The organism is Ruminococcus sp. AM31-15AC (assembly GCF_003462045.1).
In the GTDB taxonomy this organism is placed as follows: Bacteria; Bacillota; Clostridia; order Oscillospirales; family Ruminococcaceae; genus Hominimerdicola; species Hominimerdicola aceti.
Map to the genome: position 1 here is coordinate 69,690 of NZ_QTYG01000004.1, position 18,278 is coordinate 87,967.

Annotated in this window: 12 protein-coding genes and 2 pseudogenes; 2 read left to right on the forward strand and 12 right to left on the reverse strand. The window is 42.3% G+C overall.

From position 1 onward, the window contains the following. Positions 1–10: 10 nt before the first annotated feature. The 5 genes and pseudogenes from DW793_RS02160 to DW793_RS02180 all read right to left on the reverse strand — a co-directional run bounded on the left by DW793_RS02160 (position 11) and on the right by DW793_RS02180 (position 8,514). Positions 11–1,273 carry a DUF1015 domain-containing protein gene (locus DW793_RS02160; protein WP_118156931.1) on the reverse strand — a complete coding sequence of 421 codons (1,263 nt, stop codon included), beginning with the start codon at positions 1,271–1,273 and terminating at the stop codon, positions 11–13. A 68-nt stretch (positions 1,274–1,341) separates the two neighbouring features. Next, positions 1,342–4,116, reverse strand: a complete 2,775-nt coding sequence (secA, locus tag DW793_RS02165) for a preprotein translocase subunit SecA (RefSeq protein ID WP_118156932.1) — start codon at positions 4,114–4,116, stop codon at positions 1,342–1,344. A gap of 185 nt (positions 4,117–4,301) precedes the next feature. After that, a pseudogene (locus DW793_RS02170) lies at positions 4,302–5,020 on the reverse strand (N-acetylmuramoyl-L-alanine amidase). A gap of 173 nt (positions 5,021–5,193) precedes the next feature. Continuing rightward, complete coding sequence (locus DW793_RS02175; protein WP_118156933.1) at positions 5,194–6,747, reverse strand: NPXTG-anchored protein; 1,554 nt, start codon at positions 6,745–6,747, stop codon at positions 5,194–5,196. A 171-nt stretch (positions 6,748–6,918) separates the two neighbouring features. Continuing rightward, positions 6,919–8,514: a peptide chain release factor 3 gene (locus DW793_RS02180; RefSeq protein ID WP_022287650.1), complete on the reverse strand. Its 1,596-nt coding sequence runs from the start codon at positions 8,512–8,514 to the stop codon at positions 6,919–6,921. A 753-nt stretch (positions 8,515–9,267) separates the two neighbouring features. Here DW793_RS02180 and DW793_RS02185 point away from each other — a divergent pair. Continuing rightward, a complete protein-coding gene (locus DW793_RS02185; protein ID WP_390624603.1) occupies positions 9,268–9,849 on the forward strand; it encodes a nitroreductase in 582 nt (193 codons plus the stop codon). 195 nt (positions 9,850–10,044) lie between these two features. Next, positions 10,045–10,245, forward strand: coding sequence for a helix-turn-helix transcriptional regulator (locus tag DW793_RS02195; protein ID WP_118156934.1), 201 nt, complete (start codon positions 10,045–10,047; stop codon positions 10,243–10,245). 362 nt (positions 10,246–10,607) lie between these two features. Here DW793_RS02195 and DW793_RS02200 read toward each other — a convergent pair whose 3' ends face one another. The 7 genes and pseudogenes from DW793_RS02200 to DW793_RS02230 all read right to left on the reverse strand — a co-directional run bounded on the left by DW793_RS02200 (position 10,608) and on the right by DW793_RS02230 (position 18,078). Further along, positions 10,608–11,984 carry a sensor histidine kinase gene (locus tag DW793_RS02200; RefSeq protein WP_118156935.1) on the reverse strand — a complete coding sequence of 459 codons (1,377 nt, stop codon included), beginning with the start codon at positions 11,982–11,984 and terminating at the stop codon, positions 10,608–10,610. Beyond that, positions 11,972–12,634: a response regulator transcription factor gene (locus tag DW793_RS02205; RefSeq protein ID WP_118156951.1), complete on the reverse strand. Its 663-nt coding sequence runs from the start codon at positions 12,632–12,634 to the stop codon at positions 11,972–11,974. Before DW793_RS02205 ends, DW793_RS02200 begins: the two co-directional genes overlap by 13 nt. Before the next feature lie 14 nt (positions 12,635–12,648). Then, a complete protein-coding gene (locus tag DW793_RS02210) occupies positions 12,649–13,389 on the reverse strand; it encodes a lantibiotic immunity ABC transporter MutG family permease subunit (protein ID WP_118156936.1) in 741 nt (246 codons plus the stop codon). Position 13,390: 1 nt separating this feature from the next. Next, positions 13,391–14,121: pseudogene (locus tag DW793_RS02215) on the reverse strand (lantibiotic immunity ABC transporter MutE/EpiE family permease subunit). After that, on the reverse strand, positions 14,114–14,827 hold the full coding sequence (locus DW793_RS02220; RefSeq protein WP_118156937.1) for a lantibiotic protection ABC transporter ATP-binding protein: 714 nt from the start codon (positions 14,825–14,827) through the stop codon (positions 14,114–14,116). The pseudogene DW793_RS02215 and the gene DW793_RS02220 overlap by 8 nt, the downstream one beginning before the upstream one ends. 322 nt (positions 14,828–15,149) lie before the next feature. After that, entirely contained in the window at positions 15,150–15,629 is a 480-nt protein-coding gene (locus DW793_RS15030; RefSeq protein WP_252969621.1) for a helix-turn-helix domain-containing protein, read from the reverse strand. Positions 15,630–15,735: 106 nt separating this feature from the next. Further along, positions 15,736–18,078, reverse strand: coding sequence for a vWA domain-containing protein (locus tag DW793_RS02230; RefSeq protein WP_118156938.1), 2,343 nt, complete (start codon positions 18,076–18,078; stop codon positions 15,736–15,738). Between the last annotated feature and the right edge of the window lie 200 nt (positions 18,079–18,278).

Consider the following 18,278-nt stretch of genomic DNA (forward strand, 5'->3'; position numbering starts at 1 on the left):
TTTAATATTTCTATTTCAATATTTTCCTTGCCTCAACATAAAATCTCTTATCCTCGGCATGACCCATGGAGAACGTTTTTCTCGGCAGTGCACCGTCAACGATAACTGTAGGGAAAAGCTCTTCCTTGCCCATGTCAGGGAGCATAAAGCATATGGAATTTTCCTTTGTGGAAAGCTCTCTTATGACCTCTGCGCCGTGGATATAGTCCACCTTGCCGCCCTTTTCCTTGATATAGCTGTCAAGGAAATTCTGCAATGAGCCAACAGTGAGCTTTGAAGTTGGCTTATGTATATAGAGAGTCTTTTCCTCGCCATTGTCGCAGACAACTATTGCCTGCTCTGACTTTTCCTCAGAAAGCTCCAGAGCCGCTGTCATTTCGCTCATAAGAGCCTTTGTATCAACGTCTGTAACTATTCTATGGATAGCTTCAAATTCAAGTGCAGGCGAATGAAGGTTCACTATCTCCACAAGGGCATATCTGCAAAGAGCATTGCTCATGTCCTTATCAGGGTTCTCTCTCTTCTGCTCCTCGTAAAATTCCTTTGCAGTAGCGAGAGAATGGTTGCCGTCACCCATAGCGTAAACGAGCGGTGAAGTTTCCTTAAGACCATACTTTGTATTGAAAGCGTCGATATCACCAAGCTTTTCAAGTGCGGCTATTATCTTTTCCTGCATAGGCTTTTCAATAAGATAGCCTGCGATATGACCACCCTTTTTCATAAGGTCAAAGTCATAGAGCTTTTTCATTTCTCCCTTGTGGGCTTCAAGCGGCTCAACAACGCTTTTTTCTGTATCGTCAACGAGTATCATGATATGCGGCAGCTCAACAGGTGCGCCACGTCTTACCTTTATTCTAGGCGGTATTCTCTCCACAACTGTGGCTTCTGTTGCTCTTACGGCAGACTTCGAGCCTTTGCGGTAGTCATACTCTTCAAGGTCGATAGCGCCAACGATGCCTGCTCTGACCTTTCCGTCAGACTGTGTTCTTTCAACGTATATCATAGCGTCCTTATACTCTTCAAAAACGCCCTCGCTGATATAGCTGTCCATATTTTTATGTATGTCGGCTATTCTTTTATCAACGTTATCGTCCTCCAGATAGACCTCAGGCAGGATAAGGTTAAGTGCGCTTTTTGCACCCTCTGTTATCTTTTCCACGTCAGCCCAATACTCAGGCTCAGAGGTATACTGGTCGCAGGCAACTACTGCCCATTTTGACATATCGGCGTTCTTAGGCAGAAGTATATCTGCGCTTTTAAATGCTGTTGACATTTCACTACACTCCTATTATTCTTATATCCAAAACAGGACGGCTGTTTTCACCGTCCTGCATATTGTTTTTATTTCTCAGAGCTGTCAGAGCTATTCTCTGCCTGCTCGGCTTCGTCAGCCTGTACACCGTTTCCGGCACCGCAGCAGTTCTTATACTTCTTGCCGCTTCCGCATGGGCAAAGATCGTTCCTGCCCGGCTTCTTAGCCTTTCTTACGGTCATGTTATGATGCTCGCCCGGCTTGAGGACGTCCTCTCTCTTTGGAGCGGCGCTGTTCTTCCTTACCTGAATGGTGAACAACATTTTTACAGTATCTTCACGGATAGAAGCTACCATATCGTCGAACATATCCATACCTTCCATACGATACTCGACTACTGGGTTCTTCTGACCGTATGAACGAAGACCGATACCCTTTTTAAGCTCGTCCATATCGTCGATATGAGCCATCCACTTTGTATCCACAACTTTAAGCAAAACGACTCTCTCTATCTCATGAAGAAGTTCCTGACCAAGGTCTTCCTCACGCTTTGCGTATATCTTCAAAGCTCTGTCTTCAAGGAGGTCAACGATATCCTTCTTTGTTATCTCGTCAAGCTCCTGTGGGGTATAGTTGAAGTCGTCCTCAACTGTGATTATGCCCATAAGTCTGTCCTTAAGACCCTGCAGGTTCCAGTTATCCTGAACGTCCTCGTCAGTGATATACATATTTACAGAATCCTCAACAAACTCCTTTATCATGCCGAGAATGTTGTCATGGAGATCCTCTCCGTCAAGCACCTGCTGTCTTTGCTTATAGATTATCTCACGCTGTGTGTTCATAACGTCGTCGTAGTTAAGGACGTTCTTTCTGATGTTGAAGTTTCTGCCCTCTATCTTCTTCTGTGAGGACTCGATAACACCTGTGAGCATTTTTGACTGTATTGGAGTATTCTCGTCAACTTTGAGAGTGTCCATCATAGCTGTTATTCTCTCACCGCCGAAAATTCTCATAAGGTCGTCTTCAAGTGAGAGGAAGAATGTGCTTTCGCCCGGGTCGCCCTGACGTCCTGAACGTCCTCTAAGCTGATTGTCGATACGTCTTGACTCGTGTCTTTCTGTACCGATTATATAAAGTCCGCCCGCCTCTCTTACCTTTTCAGCAAGCTCCTTTACCTCGTCAGAATACTTTGCATAAAGCTTCTTATACTCTGCTCTTGCAGCCAGAACTTCCTCGTCCTGAGTATTTGAGAAACCTGCTGCCTCGACAGCGACTTCCTCAGAATAGCCCATTTTCTGGAGGTCTGCAAGGGATTTATACTCAGCGTTACCGCCAAGCATGATATCAGTACCACGTCCTGCCATGTTGGTAGCGATAGTAACTGCACCGTATTTACCTGCCTGTGCAACTATCATAGCCTCACGGTCATGGTGCTTGGCGTTAAGCACTTCATGCTTGATGCCCTTATTTTTCAGCAGTCTTGAAAGATACTCTGACTTCTCAACGGAAACTGTACCAACAAGAACAGGCTGTCCCTTTTTATGGCACTCTATCACCTGCTCGATAACAGCGTTGAACTTGCCCTTTTCCGTTTTGAAAACAACGTCAGGGTGGTCAACTCTGATAACAGGCTTGTTTGTCGGTATCTCGATAACGTCGAGCTTATAGATCTCCCTGAACTCGTCCTCCTCAGTAAGAGCAGTACCTGTCATACCTGACAGCTTGCCATAAAGACGGAAGTAGTTCTGATATGTGATAGTAGCGATAGTCTTTGACTCTCTTGCTATCTCAACGCCCTCTTTTGCTTCGATAGCCTGATGCAGACCGTCATTGAAACGTCTGCCCTGCATGATACGGCCTGTGAACTCGTCTACGATAAGAACTTCTCCGTCCTTAACAACGTAGTCGATATCCTTTTTCATAACGCCGTTTGCCTTGATAGCCTGATTGATGTGGTGGGCAAGGGTCATATTATCAGCGTCCATAAGGTTTATAACGTTGAACGCCTTTTCTGCTTTCTTAACACCGCTCTTTGTAAGAGTTGCAGTCTTAGCCTTTTCGTCGATGATATAGTCGCCGTCCAGAAGGTCGTTATCTGCCTTATCGTCCATTTCAACAACTGTAACAGGCTTCAGGGTCTTTGCAAATCTGTCGGCAAGTGAATAAAGCTTTGTTGACTTGTCGCCTTGACCTGAAATGATGAGCGGAGTTCTTGCTTCGTCTATGAGGATAGAGTCCACCTCGTCCACGATAGCAAAAGCGTGCTCTCTCTGAACCTTATCTTTCTTATAGATAACCATGTTGTCACGGAGATAATCAAATCCGAACTCGTTATTTGTACCATATGTAATATCGGCGTTATAAGCTTCCCTCTTCTGCTCCTTATTCATGCCCGTAAGCACAACGCCGATAGAAGTGTTCAGGAAGTGGAACACCTTGCCCATTTCCTCAGACTGGAACTTAGCAAGATAGTCGTTTACTGTTACAACGTGAACGCCCTTTCCTGTAAGGGAGTTAGCATAAGCCGCCAGACAGGCAACGAGAGTTTTACCTTCACCTGTTTTCATTTCAGCGATACGTCCCTGATGAAGAACGATAGCACCGATTATCTGAACAGGATAAGGCTTTTTGCCAAGCACTCTGAACGCAGCTTCACGGCAAACCGCAAGAGCGTCAGGAAGAACGTCATCAAGAGTTGAAAGCTCGTCCAGCCTGCCCCTCAGAATGGCAGTCTGTCCGCCCAGCTCCTCGTCAGACATATCGGCATACTTACTTTCAAGCTCGAGTACCTTATTCTTTATAGGCTCGATCTTGGCAAGCTCTTTTTTAGAATAGTTGCCGAATATTTTATCAAATAATCCCATGTTTCATCCACCTTTATTTATTCTCCTGCCAGAATTTACGACAGGAAAAAGTTAAAAAATATACTATGTTATAAATACACTATTATATTATACAATATCCCCTTTTAAAAGTCAAGCAATTTATGTGACGTTTTACAAACAAAAAACGACGGACAGTGTTTTCTCACTGCCGCCGCACCAATGGACTATTTCTGCATTAGCCTGTATTCGCTGATACCTGTCAGCACTGTGAACGCAACCTGACGCTGATAGTCCTCATTCTCCAATTTCTGAGCCTCCTCAGGGTTTGAAAGAAAACCGCACTCTATCATAACCGCAGGATTTTTGGTATTATTAAGTAAATAAAGCTCGTCGCCTACCGGCTTAGTTTCTCTGGTATTGTCAGGCTGTAAAAGGGAAACGAACTGCTTTTGCATCACTCCCGCAAGCTTTTCACCCTCGGCATTGTCTTTAGAATAGAACATCTGCGCACCGCTGTAGCGGCTGTCGGTAAACTGATTTTGGTGTATGGAAACTGATATGCCCTCGGAATATTTCGAGAATATGGCAAGGCGGTTTTTCATATCGGACTTTTTCTGTTTCCCAAGCCCCTCTGTGCCTTTGTCATAGATAGAGATATCGCTTTCACGGGTGCAAACGACATCATAGCCGAGAAGCTTCAGACCGTCACGGAGCTTTCCGCCACCGCAAGGTTTATCCCCTTTTCAGGCGTGCCGTCAACAGATACACAGCCTCCGTCCATACCACCGTGACCTGGGTCGATGACCACCACAGGCTTATCCATGGTCGTTTTCACCGCCCCACCTGTCATGACGGCTTCACCGTTGTTTTTGCCATACCAGCACACTGCCGCAAACCCTGCTATCACCACACAGCACAAAATATTCTGCAATCTTCTGAACATATATCCGCCCTCCTAGTTTTTGTCCTTTGTACAAGTTATGCGGACAAAGGACGGCTTATGCAAAAAAATCACCGCACCACGAGAGGGTACGGTGATAAAATATTCAGCACACAGATAATATGCCAATATACGGGTGAACGCTGTTCACCTCTGCATATATTAGGCTGAAAAGACTATTTCTTTTTACGCTTTGCACATATCGCCAAACCTGCTCCAGCGGCTATTATTGCAGCTGTAACGCCTGCCGCCGCACCTGTTGACGGATTTGTTGACGAATCGGTATTATAATTCTTTGAAGCCTGAGAGCCTGCTGTTTTGTCAGGGATAGAGATATCATTTGAAGTGTTCTTCTTTTCTACATATGTAAAGTTTGCTCCGCCCACAACGTCCCCAAGCTTATAATCGTCATATGACTCTGCAAGGGTGCCTTCATTATTAGGGACTTTGTTTTCGCCCATGGTGCTTATTATTACAGAAAGCTCATCATAGTCGCTGTTAAGCTTTGCAAGATACGCCTGAAACTCCTCTGATGTGGCTTCCTTTCCCTCGATGGTGTATGAAGTCACGCCTTTTTTGCTGTCATATTCTGCGGTGCAGATATCAGCGGTGAGACATTCACCAAGACAGCTAAAAAGCTTTCTCACTGCGTAATGCTCCTTGCCGTCCTCTGCATATCTATCCTCTGAGAGGTATGTTTTTTCGCCAGTCTGCTTGTTTACATAAGGCTTGAAGCCGAAGCCGTTCTCACCGTCGCCATGTTCGTTCGACACATTGGTATCCGCCAAAAAGCCTGCATTGCCCATACCGATAACGTCATAAAGCCTTAAAGCAGTACCTTCATCTAAGAGGTCTGCAATACCGCCGATAACAAAGTCAGGAACGCCGTCAAAGTTTAAATCCTCAAACCAACTGTTATAGCTCCAATCAACATCACTAGCAATTTCATAAGGAGCGTCAGCCATTATCTCTTTAAGAAGATCGAACATCTCGACTATTACGCTTGTCATATCGTCCTTTTTGTTCTCCGCCGTCATGACAACGCAGTTATACTCGTTATACATTTCCAGAAGCTTATCAGCGTCAGCCTGTGCAGTTTCATCTGATGTCAGCTCTGTATTTTCCACTTCAAGAGGGATAAATCTGCTGAGGGTGGACTTATAGTTATAATACTCGCTCTCGCTGACCTCTTTGCCGTCTGTTTTGTAAACAATGCTGTCAGTTTCCAAATCGTATTCTTCCGAGCAAAGCTCCTTTTCAGTAACGCCTTTTTCAGGGTCAAAGGTCATAGTTTTTATCTTATCGTTACTTGAAAAATATGATACCTCCCCTGTATAAAGATCTCTGTAAGGCATATAATCAAAGCCCATAAATCCCGGAAAATACTGTCCGTTTGCAACAGTGTCATCTATCTTTATCTCCTTGCCGTCCTTGGTAAGAATAGAATAATGTCTGTCGCCGTCAGCCATTTCACCGCCTATTATAAACTCAGGCACACCGTCATAATCCAGATCCATGAACCATGAGCCATAGTCGAAGTAGATCTTATCGCCGTCTGCAACACTGTCCATACTCTTTAAAATATCAGGCAGCTTGCCGTCTATGAAATTGACGAAGTCTTCTCCTGCGTCCTTATCAAGAACATAGGAAGCATCTGCCGAAGCTGTAGTGAACATCATGCTCGCTGACATAATGACCGCAATTGCCGCCGCACTTATCTTTTTTATCATACATATCACCCCACAAAAATAGTTTTCATACATATACCTACTTAATATTTCATACATATATCTACTTAATATATAACATATATCAAATAAAAAGTCAAGAAAAAAACTGACCAAAGCACACACTTTGGTCAGTTTATCACTTTTTAGAAAAGGGTATTTAGCAATATTGTATTATTGCAGGTCGCCTCTGTTAAATTCTGAAAGCTCAAGACCCTCGTTTCTTTCAAGCGCCCAGCGGATATTCCACTCGCTTGTGAAAAGAAGCAGATAGTTGTCACGGAAGTCCTTGACAAGCTTTGTGTCACTTGAAAGCTTCAATGTCTTAGGGTCGATATCCTTGTTATCTATCCAGCGGATATAAGAATAAGGCAGACCCTCTTTGAAGAGGTCAACGTTGTACTCATTTTTCATTCTGTATTCAAAAACTTCAAGCTGAAGAACGCCCACAACGCCCACGATAACTTCTTCCATACCGCTGTCAGGCTCATGGAATATCTGTATCGCACCCTCTTGTGCGATCTGTGTTGTACCCTTTACGAACTGCTTTCTTTTGAGGGTATCCTTCTGACGGACTCTCATAAAATGCTCAGGTGCAAAGGTCGGGATAGACTCGAACTCGAACTTTTTCTTTGGCGAGCAAATCGTATCGCCGATAGCGAAGATACCCGGGTCAAACACACCGATTATATCTCCTGCATAGGCTTCGTCGATTATCTCTCTTTCCTGAGCCATTATCTGCTGAGGCTGAGAAAGTCTGAGCTTTTTATTGCCCTGAACATGGAGAACTTCCATATCCTTATCGAACTTGCCCGAGCAGATACGCAGGAAAGTGATACGGTCACGGTGAGCCTTGTTCATATTCGCCTGAATTTTGAATACGAAAGCCGAGAACTCAGGGTCGAACGGATCTATGATACCGGCAGAAGAATTTCTCGGAGTAGGAGAAGTTGTCATTTCGAGAAAGTTTTCCAAAAACGGCTCGACGCCGAAGTTTGTAAGAGCAGAGCCAAAGAACACAGGCGAAAGCTCACCCTTTCTCACCTTTTCGATATCGAACTCATAGCTTGCGCCATCGAGAAGCTCGATATCATCGCAGAGAGTTGAGTGGAGATCCTCGCCGATAAGGCTGTCAAGTGACGGGTCGGAGAGGTCGACTTCTGTAGCTGCCACCTGATGCTGTCCACCGCTTGCCTCAAAAGAGATTATATGCTTTTTATCTCTGTCATAAACGCCCTTAAACTCTTTGCCTGAGCCGATAGGCCAGTTCACAGGATAGGTCTGGATACCAAGCTCAGACTCTATCTGCTCCATAAGATCGAAAGGATTTCTGGACTCACGATCCATTTTATTTACGAAAGTAAATATAGGGATATGGCGCATAACGCAGACCTTGAAAAGCTTTCTGGTCTGATTTTCCACACCCTTTGAAGCGTCTATTACCATTACGGCTGAGTCTGCAGCCATAAGAGTACGGTAGGTATCCTCAGAGAAGTCCTGATGTCCAGGAGTATCCAGGATATTTATACAATAATTTTTATACTGAAACTGCATAACAGAAGAAGTAACAGAGATACCTCTTTGTTTTTCTATTTCCATCCAGTCTGAAACAGCATGGCGGGAGTTCTTTTTACCTTTTACAGCACCTGCCTGTGCTATCGCACCACCATAGAGCAGAAATTTTTCCGTAAGAGTTGTTTTACCTGCGTCAGGGTGGGAGATTATCGCAAAAGTACGGCGGCGTTTGATCTCATCTTCAAGCTTACCCAAAATTATTCCTCCATATTTCATTGCATTTTTAAACATACCTTGTTAGTATAGCACAGTATCGCTTAAATTGCAAGAGATTTTTTATGAAGAAAGCGGCGTTTGTAGAATGGGGAGTGAGGAATGAGGAATTATGGTATCGCCTGTCGGCGATAAATTTTTTGTAAAGGCGACCGCTGGTCGCCTGTTTCTTGTTTGCCCATACATTCCTGCGATATCCACACATTATTTATGTTTTCACAAACCATGTAGGGGACGCTACTTTGCCGTGCCGCAAAATCGCTTCGCTCTTTGTGGATTTTACGTTGTGCAGGAAACAACAAAAGCGGTGCAGGTCTTATTCTTCGATACTTATTTGTTTAGTGATTTAGTTTGTATTTCTTCTTTTCACCTCTGCACCGCTTAATCGGCTTGCGCCGAATGAGGCTCTGCCTCAAACTCCGCTAGGGACTCTGTCCCTAGACCCTGCAATGGGTTTCACCCCTTGACCCTGACCAGGGGCGTGCCCCTGGACCTTTTGCTCGCTTCGCTCGGTGTTGGCTACCCCACTCTGTTCGGCGCTGTCATTCCTCATTCCTCATTCAGCCCCACTCGGTGCGGCTATGTCATTCCTCACTCCTCACTCCTCACTTAAACCGCTCCTCACTCCTCACTTAACTTCGTTCCTCACTTAAACAGCCGTTGACATTCTCCACAAACTATGCTAAAATCAAATTATAAGCAAACAACTGTCAAACCTACAAAGGAGGCTGTTTTATGAAAGATCTGCTCGAACTTATGAAAACCAGAAGAAGTGTACGAAAATACAAGCCTGACATGATACCGCAGGATGTTCTCGACCGCATCATAATAGCAGGAACTTATTCCGCCACAGGAAGAAACTTGCAGTCGCCTATTATCATTGCTGTCACCAACAAGGAAATGCGTGACAAAATTTCTGAGATGAACAGAAAGATAGGCGGCTGGGCTGAGGGCTTCGACCCGTTCTATGGTGCGCCTGTTATTCTTATTGTACTAGCTGACAAATCCTGCCCGACTTACATTTATGACGGAAGTCTTGTTATGGGAAATCTTATGCTTGCCGCACACAACGAGGGCGTTGGAAGCTGCTGGATACATCGTGCAAAGGAAGAATTTGAGTCTGAAGAAGGCAAGGAGATCCTCCGCAGCTTGGCATCGAGGGCGAATACGAGGGCATCGGTCACTGCGCACTTGGCTACACTGAGGGTGAATATCCCGAGGGTCACGAGAGAAAAGACAATTGGGTATACTATATCAAATAATCCTGACAAACTATCTAACAAAAGGGAGCATTTCAATCTTCCTTATCTCTCTTAATCTTAATGAAAAGTATGCACCTATCAAGGTTAGTGAAAATGACCGCTTAGACATATTGGGAAAAGTTCTTGGAAAATCTGATGCTTCTGCTATTACAGGACATTACCGATAAAATTGCAAGTCCTTTTTATCGGACACATTATTTTGCATAATTGACAATAAGAAAATTCTATAAAACTGAAAGAATGGATTTTTATGGCGGTTACCAATAATATCCGAGAAATCCGAGAACAGCGTGGCATTTACCAAGATGACCTTGCCGCTGCTATCGGATTCAGCACCAAAACTGTCGGCAGGATAGAACGTGTGGACAGCACCCCATCTGCCGAGTTTATGCTACGGATTTCTAAATACTCTAATTTATTGGTGGAAGATGTCTTCCATGTAGAAGATTGAGCTGGGTAGATGCCACCCAGCTCTTTTTATGTTTGAATCGTCAACTTTCAATTCGATTATGTTTTCATCTCCAAACACATTTTTCATCCAATGCAATGTTATATTAAATGAAAAAAATCATTTGATATCATAACAAAAGTTATATTATTCTCTTCTTATATGTGCATATAATCCCAACTATAATGATAGTTATGTAATAAAGAATAGTACGAGCATTTTTAATTTTATCAGCTATCATAATTCTGTATGCCTCCTTCTTCCATGAGATTACAGCAAACGTAGTAGTAATGTCTATCAAAAGGCTTTTACATATTAGATAAAAGCATGTAAAATTTCTTTTACATAGCTTAATTGCGGTCTATTTAGCTTGTTTCTTGACTACTCAGGAAAAATATTTCTACCCTCGCCCCACCAGTATTTTCAGAATTTGAAAGTTTAATACCTCCACCATATTTTTCAGCCACGGTTTTTGCAAAAAATAGTCCCATCCCATAATGGGCTTCGCCATTTCTACTTGTGTCATCCATAAAAAACTGCTCTGTGCCATGCAATAATGCTTCTTTTGTAAATCCTGATCCGCTATCCTCCACAATGAATGTCAGCCGGCCATCCTGCTCCTTTGCGTCAATATAAATGATTCCATTTTCTTTTGTATGCTCCACTGCATTCTGAATCATATTCATTACGGCCCAGAACATTGGATCATAAGCAATCGTTACCTTTTTATCACTTTGTCCCGCCTTCCAATCTATTTTCTGGTGATAGATTTCTACCAGTCCGAGTGCCTGTTCCTTTATATCTGCGAAAAAATCTTCTAACCTCACCGTTGTATAGGTAACATCACTGCAATTCCATGATTTTGTGACATCTATCAACTGTTTTACATAACTTTGTATCTGTGTTGTGCCGTTCAAAACATAAGTGATATTATTCTTCTGTTCTGTGGTCAGTTCAGTCTCTGAAAGTAGTTCTGCATTTCCCCGTACAATCGTAAGAGGTGTTTTAATATCATGCGCCAAAGCAGACATCTGTTGTTTCTTTTCCTGCTCTGTTTTCCACTGCTTTTCTAAAGATTCTCGCAATGCATCTCGCATATCATCGATTGCCGATAAACAGTCATCAAACTCTTTGATACCGGAACAGGATGTCTCATATTCCAGATTTTGATCCTTTATTTGTCTGATTGCGTCTAATACAGGCTGCATCTGCTTTTTGATTCTTTTTCCAAAACGTATGGACGGAATGATGATAATCGCTACCGCTCCAATCACTGACATAATACTCATCACATTCTGTGGTCCTATAAAATGCTCCCTCAAAAAAGCTGAATGATATTGAGGTGTCAGGCGATATTGCAATACAACATATTCATTTTCCCTTACAATTACTTTATAAAAATATTTCCCGGATGCGTTTCCGTACTTTGCAACATTCCATGCTATCTGTTCGTATTGTTCTGACAGATCTCCACCTATTTTCTCTCCATTCTCTGAAAAGATTACATAATCACAAAGTGCAGGAATCATCTCAGCAGTTACTTTATCCGCACGTAAAATCGTATCATATGCTTCATTAATCTTTTGCTCTGCATAATTCGCCGGATAGATACAGCCCACACTAATCAAAAGGTACAGCAGCAGCCAAGCAACAATCACCAAACCTACTAATGATCCAAGCATGACCAGTACATATCTCATAAAAATCCAGCTGAGTGCATTGCTTCTCTTTACTCTTCCCATTTATATCCAATCCCCCAGACTGTTTTTATCGGTGTATAATCATAATCCGCAAATTTTGCTCTTATATTTTTGATATGCGTGATAATGGCACTGTCATTACTCTCACTGTCAAAACCAAAGACCTCTTCTAAAATCTGTTCTTTCGAGAAAACCTGTCCCCTGTTTTTAGCCAGGAATTCACAAATTTCGTACTCCGCTTTCGTAAGAGGAAGTTCCTTATCATCAACCAATAGTTTCTTTTGAGATATTTGAATACAGACCCTCCCCAAAACCATCCGGACAGAATGTTCCCTGTGCTCTCTTCTAAGATGTGCATGAATCCTTGCCCGAAGTTCCATCACTCCAAATGGCTTTGAAATATAATCATCTGCTCCCAACGAAAGTCCGTTCACCAGACTTTTTTCCTCCGTTTTTGCGGTAAGAAACAAAATCGGACAATCCACAAGTGCCCTGATTCTTTTGCATAATTCAAAGCCGTCCATTCCAGGCATCATAATGTCAAGTAAAATCAGGTCATAACGATGTAATTCTTCCATATTAAGTTTCAGCGGATTACTTACTTTGGTAACCAGATGTCCATCCTTATTCAAAATGCTTTCTATCATTTCCAGAATTGCCGGTTCATCATCAACTGCCAGTATTTTTGCCATAGTTTCCCTCGATTCTATTCCGATATTCTGTTTCCTTCCCAATGGTTTACCCACCAAAAATAGTATACCATACTAATTCCTGTAAATATTAAGCAACCTGGTATGAATGACAACCATTCACCTACACTAGTTTCTCCCAATACAGATTGCAGATAAGTATATGGTACTCTACCCGTCCAGCAGACAAATACATATTTCCACACATAATCTCCAAGTCCGGTAAGCATCAATGCACTAATTAGTCCTGATATAATCCCTGCTCCAATGGATACCCCTTTTCCAAACTGAAAAGCCAGAATCAGCTGCCACAGATAAAGTGGAACACTGCTTCCCCACAGCAGCAATGCTGCAAATATACATCCTTTCATGATTTCGATATCGCTTGATGCGATTCTTCCAAATCCAATTCCGAATATGATTGCTGTCAATAGGATAGAGCACATACACAAAACCAGTAGCATCAACAGTTTCGATAAAAATGCTGCAGGTTTATCCGGTAAAGACAACAGATTTTGAAAATCACCTGCATTTTGTTCCTGTTCCATCACACTTGCTGTAAAAATTCCAATAAGTACCGGAAGTCCTGCTCCTATCGCCTGATAAAATGCAATCACTTTCATATTTTCATTCCATGGTGAAAAAAAGTAATATATTAAAAATATAACGCTGGTTATAATCGGAATCAGTAAGTGTGCCAGAATCACAGATGTTCCTTTCATCTTTCGCAAGTCTGCATTAAGAGATCTTCCAATCATCTTATTTCACCTCTCTTCTCTCAAACCATTTCAAAAAAAGAACCGTTACAAAAACAAACCAGATGATTGAGAGACACATTCCCGGAACAATGACTCCAGTATCCAAAAGAGGATTCCCTGCTTCTGCGGCAAGTCCATTTGGTAAAACATGAAGCAACGGCACATCATTCGCATAGGGATTGCAGAAACAAGTACATACCAGATTCTGGTTTGTGATATTACCACACCGCTGACGGTAATAAATAGGCAGATGAACAGGTTTACAATCATTCCAAATCGTTCACTTAAAAATAAAGCTACCGGAATCTCCCATAACTCAGAAACCGTCAGAAACAATACTGCAATCAACGCTCCTCCAACTGGAACATGTGTCGTTAGAAGAAAGCCTCCAAGCGTTGCTCCTGCAAACACAATCACATTAGAAAACAAAATCATGTACCCAATATAAATAATTTTCCCAAGCAACAATTTTCTTCTGTCTGTGGGAATAGTCATTAAATGATAGTATTTTATCTTTTTCTCCTGCGCCACAGAAAGATAACAAAATAGAGCAATCATCCCCGGCAGCAAAAGTGTATACCACCAGTTCCAAACACTTTCTGCATAAGCATTTGTCATCCCAAGAGTAAATATAAATGCCATGACAAATGTAAGAAGAGGAAATTCCCAGATAAACTTTTTTCGCATGGTTCTTTTGGCTTTTTGATGTTCTGCTTTTATAATATTAACCATGGATTTCACCTGCTTTCTGGTTTTTTCTTACCACATTCATAAACAAATCTTCAAGATTATCTCCCTGCTTTAATGCTCCTTCGTATCCTAAGATTCCACCTGAAATAATCCCGACTTTATCTGCAAGTAACTGTACCTCTGAGAGAATATGACTGGAGAGAATTACAGTGATTCCCTGTTCCGGAAAAGACCAGATCAGCTCTCGTAATTCCTCGATGCCTATTGGATCTAATCCATTCGTAGGTTCATCCAATATCAAAAGTTCCGGTTCTCCAAGCAATGCCATTGCAATGCCTAGTCTTTGCTTCATTCCCAAAGAAAACTGTCCTGCTTTCTTCTTTCCGGTGTTTGTAAGTGATACAATCTGCAAGACCTCATCAATTCTGTTTTCATCTGTACCAAGCAATAATTGTCTTACCTTCAAATTCTCTCTGGCGGAAAGATTTTCATAAATAGGCGGATTTTCAATTAACGCTCCTATTTTTGATAAATCTTTCCTATCCAAAAGTTTTCCATCAAAGTAAATCTTTCCTGCAGTTGGTTTCATCATACCGGTCAGCATTTTCAATGTGGTAGATTTACCAGCGCCATTCGGTCCAAGCAGTCCATAAATCTGTCCCTTTTCGATATTAAGTGAAACATTATTTACCGCTTTCTGCTTTCTAAAATATTTACACAAATTTTGTGTCTGTAACATCATTTCCATCTTTACTATCCTTCCATATTTCATTTCTTACTGAAATATAACCTAACAGAAAAAAATAAAGATTTGATGAAGATTTATTCCCGTATGGAATAAACCATCAATTGAATATCATTATCAGAACTCGGCTTTCCACTGAAATCAGCAAAGCTGTTACAAATACGAAGTCCTAATTTACAGAATATCTCCTTCAAAAATCTGTCCCAGAAGTTTTTCTTCTCCATATACGGGAACTCTCTATCAAATGCCTCTGCTTCCTTTTCATTTACTAGATACCCTGCCGGAGGTGCATACTCTCCTGTAATTCCATTAAGATATCCCAGTATCAGTTCTTTGCACAGAAAGATGCATCCTCGCCTTCCGGCAATCCATGATAGCGGATGCCAAACTCGCTTTCCTGTTTAAATCCGCTTTTTCCATAAAAATCAATATTTCCTTCAAAGCATACTGCTCCGCATCCAAGCTCTTTTGCTTTTTCTCTTGCCGTACCCGCTCGGCAACCAAGGCATTCAATTTTTTTTAAGTATGCATTCTCCGCACGAAGACGCTGTACTTCTGCAATCAGATCTTCTTCTTTCTTAATTTTCGGAGGTCGCCCTGTGGATTTCCTTCCTCTGCGTTCTGCGTAAAGTCCATCCGCTCCTTCTTCAAGATAGATTCGTTCCCATGCTGCTACTCTATCATGATCGCATATGTCAAATTGACGTGCAGTTTCACGATAGCTTAACTTTTCTCTGTGCATTGTTTCCACTACTTTGATTTTGAATTCCGGTGTGTATCTTTTGTTTGGTTTTCCTTTTGGCATAAAAATGCCCCCCTTTCGTTAGATTTTTTATTGGTATATTTCTATTATACACATTGTCTAACAAAAGGGGAGCATTTCACAAAGCCGTTCCGTTTTTTTGTTCTTATTAATGAGCTGTCACGTCAGAAAATTCTATGCCGACCTGCTTGCCCTCATATGTTGCGGAATACTCAAACGTTGTGCCAACAACTATCGCCTTGCCATTGCTGTCTATCTTGAGCTTGCACTTCGGAAGCTTCTGGATATAAAGCTGTTTTGTTTCACCGGGATAGTTGTTGTCATATATCTGAAGGATATATTTTCTGTGGCAATCAGAATCCTGAATAAGTCCGATAGCGTTCACTGTATGAGTATCGTCTATAGTTGTAACAACTGGTATGCCAAGGCTGAGCTGGTCTTCAAGCTTTTCAAAGCCCTTGCTGTCGTTGTTAAGGTTATACTCTGACGAAGAATCGTCCCACTGGAGGGCGTTAAGTCTGTAGAGTGCCTTTGCGAACTCTGCGTCATTTGAGGAATAGCCACCCTTTATTTTGCCAATGCCGTTTGCTATATCCATATCAAGCAGCTCGACCTTTTTCCAGCGGAGATTGCCGCCTGATATTTTCGTAACGTCCTTTACCCAGCCCTTGTTCTTGCTGTCATACTTATAGTCATCATTAAGGGTGAGAATATCCCCTGTGCATGAATAGTCGAGATACTTTGTAACGTCTGAATATGTGCCCGCAAAAAGGTCTGAGGTTATCTTGCTAAGCGGCACTCTTTCGTCATACTGTTTACCAAAGTCTGTTCCGCTTATGTCATAGCCTGCGGCATTCACCTTTATGTCGCTCTTATCTGACGGAGCGATATCCCCAAGAGAAGTCTTTACATTTCCGAGATACCAATCTCTTGCCATAACAGCCATGCCGAAGTCAACGCTTGCGGTAGTTGTTGTCCTGAAATTCTTGAATGAGAAGCCGTTCACCTTTGGGTCAAAGCCTGTGTTGTAGAGCGAATAACCTCTTACATTATCGTCAGCGTTTGTGTATGTAACGATATCATAGTTCAGTGTAGTAACTATCTGCTTGTAAACGTCATTGAGGGCGTTTGCGTCGGAAGCCGAGTAATATTTTCCGCCTGTGGAATAAGCAAGCTTCTGAAGCCAATCTCTGTCAACATCTCTGCCAAGACCAACTGTAAGAACGATTATGTCCTTATCCTTTGCGGTATTTGCAAGGCTTGAAACGCTTGCAGGATTTGGCTCGTCAGACTCGCCGTCGGTGAGCATCACAATGATATTCCTGTATTTTCCACCGGAAGTTGTCTTGAACTCGTCCATGCACTTTTTAAGAGCCGTCTGGCTGTGAGTGCCGTTAAATATCTCTTTCTCAGACTTTATCTTATCGAGAGCTTCCGTAAGCTTCGTCTTATCATCAGTGAAGTCTACCATCTTTTTGTAGCTTCCTGTGAACTTGCAAATGCCGACCTGATAGTGGCTCTCAAACTTGTCGATAAGATTCTTTGCAAATTCAAGACGCTTGAAGTCAACATCATTCTCAGAAGAAGTTACACACTGCTCCTTTGGATACATAGAGCCGGAGTTATCAACGAGGAAGCAGATCCTTGTTGTGGCTTCATCGTTTACAGTTTTCTCAACGCCTACCACATAAGTGCCAAGCTCTGTAAGAGAAGCCGAAACTGTCTTTTTGCTCTTGTCTGCCTTTGAATCCACCTTTGTGTAAAGGGTCGAGCGTGAATCAAATCTCAGCACTGTAAGGTCATCAAATGAATATCCCATTTTACTCAGCTTTGCAGTGTCGATATCAAAAGTTATCTTTGCCGAGTTGAACTTATAGTCAGAATAAGCGTCATAAGCCTTTGTGACGATACTTGCATTTGAAGAGATACCAAAGAGGTCAAGCTCAACGAGGGTCGCACTGGCAGCGTTTGCGTCGCCCTTTATTTCAAGGCGGCAGTCCCCTGCATTTTTTTCCACTGTAAGCTCTCTTTCAGCGTCATTGGTCTTTCCGTCAGACTTTGACTCTCTCGGATTTGTGCCTGCCATAAGCTCATAGCCGTCAAGAAGACCGTCGCCGTCAGTATCGGCTTCAATAGGGTTCGTGCCTAGCTTTATCTCATCGCCGTCGCTTATTCCGTCATTGTCAGTATCCTCGCTTTGAAGGTTAGTGCCATGACGTACCTCATCGGCATTCTTTATGCCGTCACCGTCCCAGTCCTGATCGTCAGAAAACTCCGACTCTTTGAAAGTGGTGCTTATGTCAAGCTTTGTTATGACCGATTTCGCCATAGCGATACGGTTATTCTCCCTTATTTTCAGACCCACGATAACACAGGCAGCCACAAGGAACGCAAGCACTATACACAGCACTAGCAACGCTATCTTCTTTTTGCGCTTTCCTCTGTTCATGCTCTGAACAAAATCATTCGTATCAGAAAAATTTGCTTTCATAAATATTAATTCCCCTTATCAGATCACATATTTCACGATATTAATATTTTAGCATATATGTAACTCATTTGCAAGCAAAATAGCCTAGAATAATTCACAAAATAAACTGTTCTTTTTTGTTTACAAACAGTATATCTTACCAAAACATTAACAAGATAATTCTTTTATTATTAACCTAAAATAAATTAAAACCTTCTTTT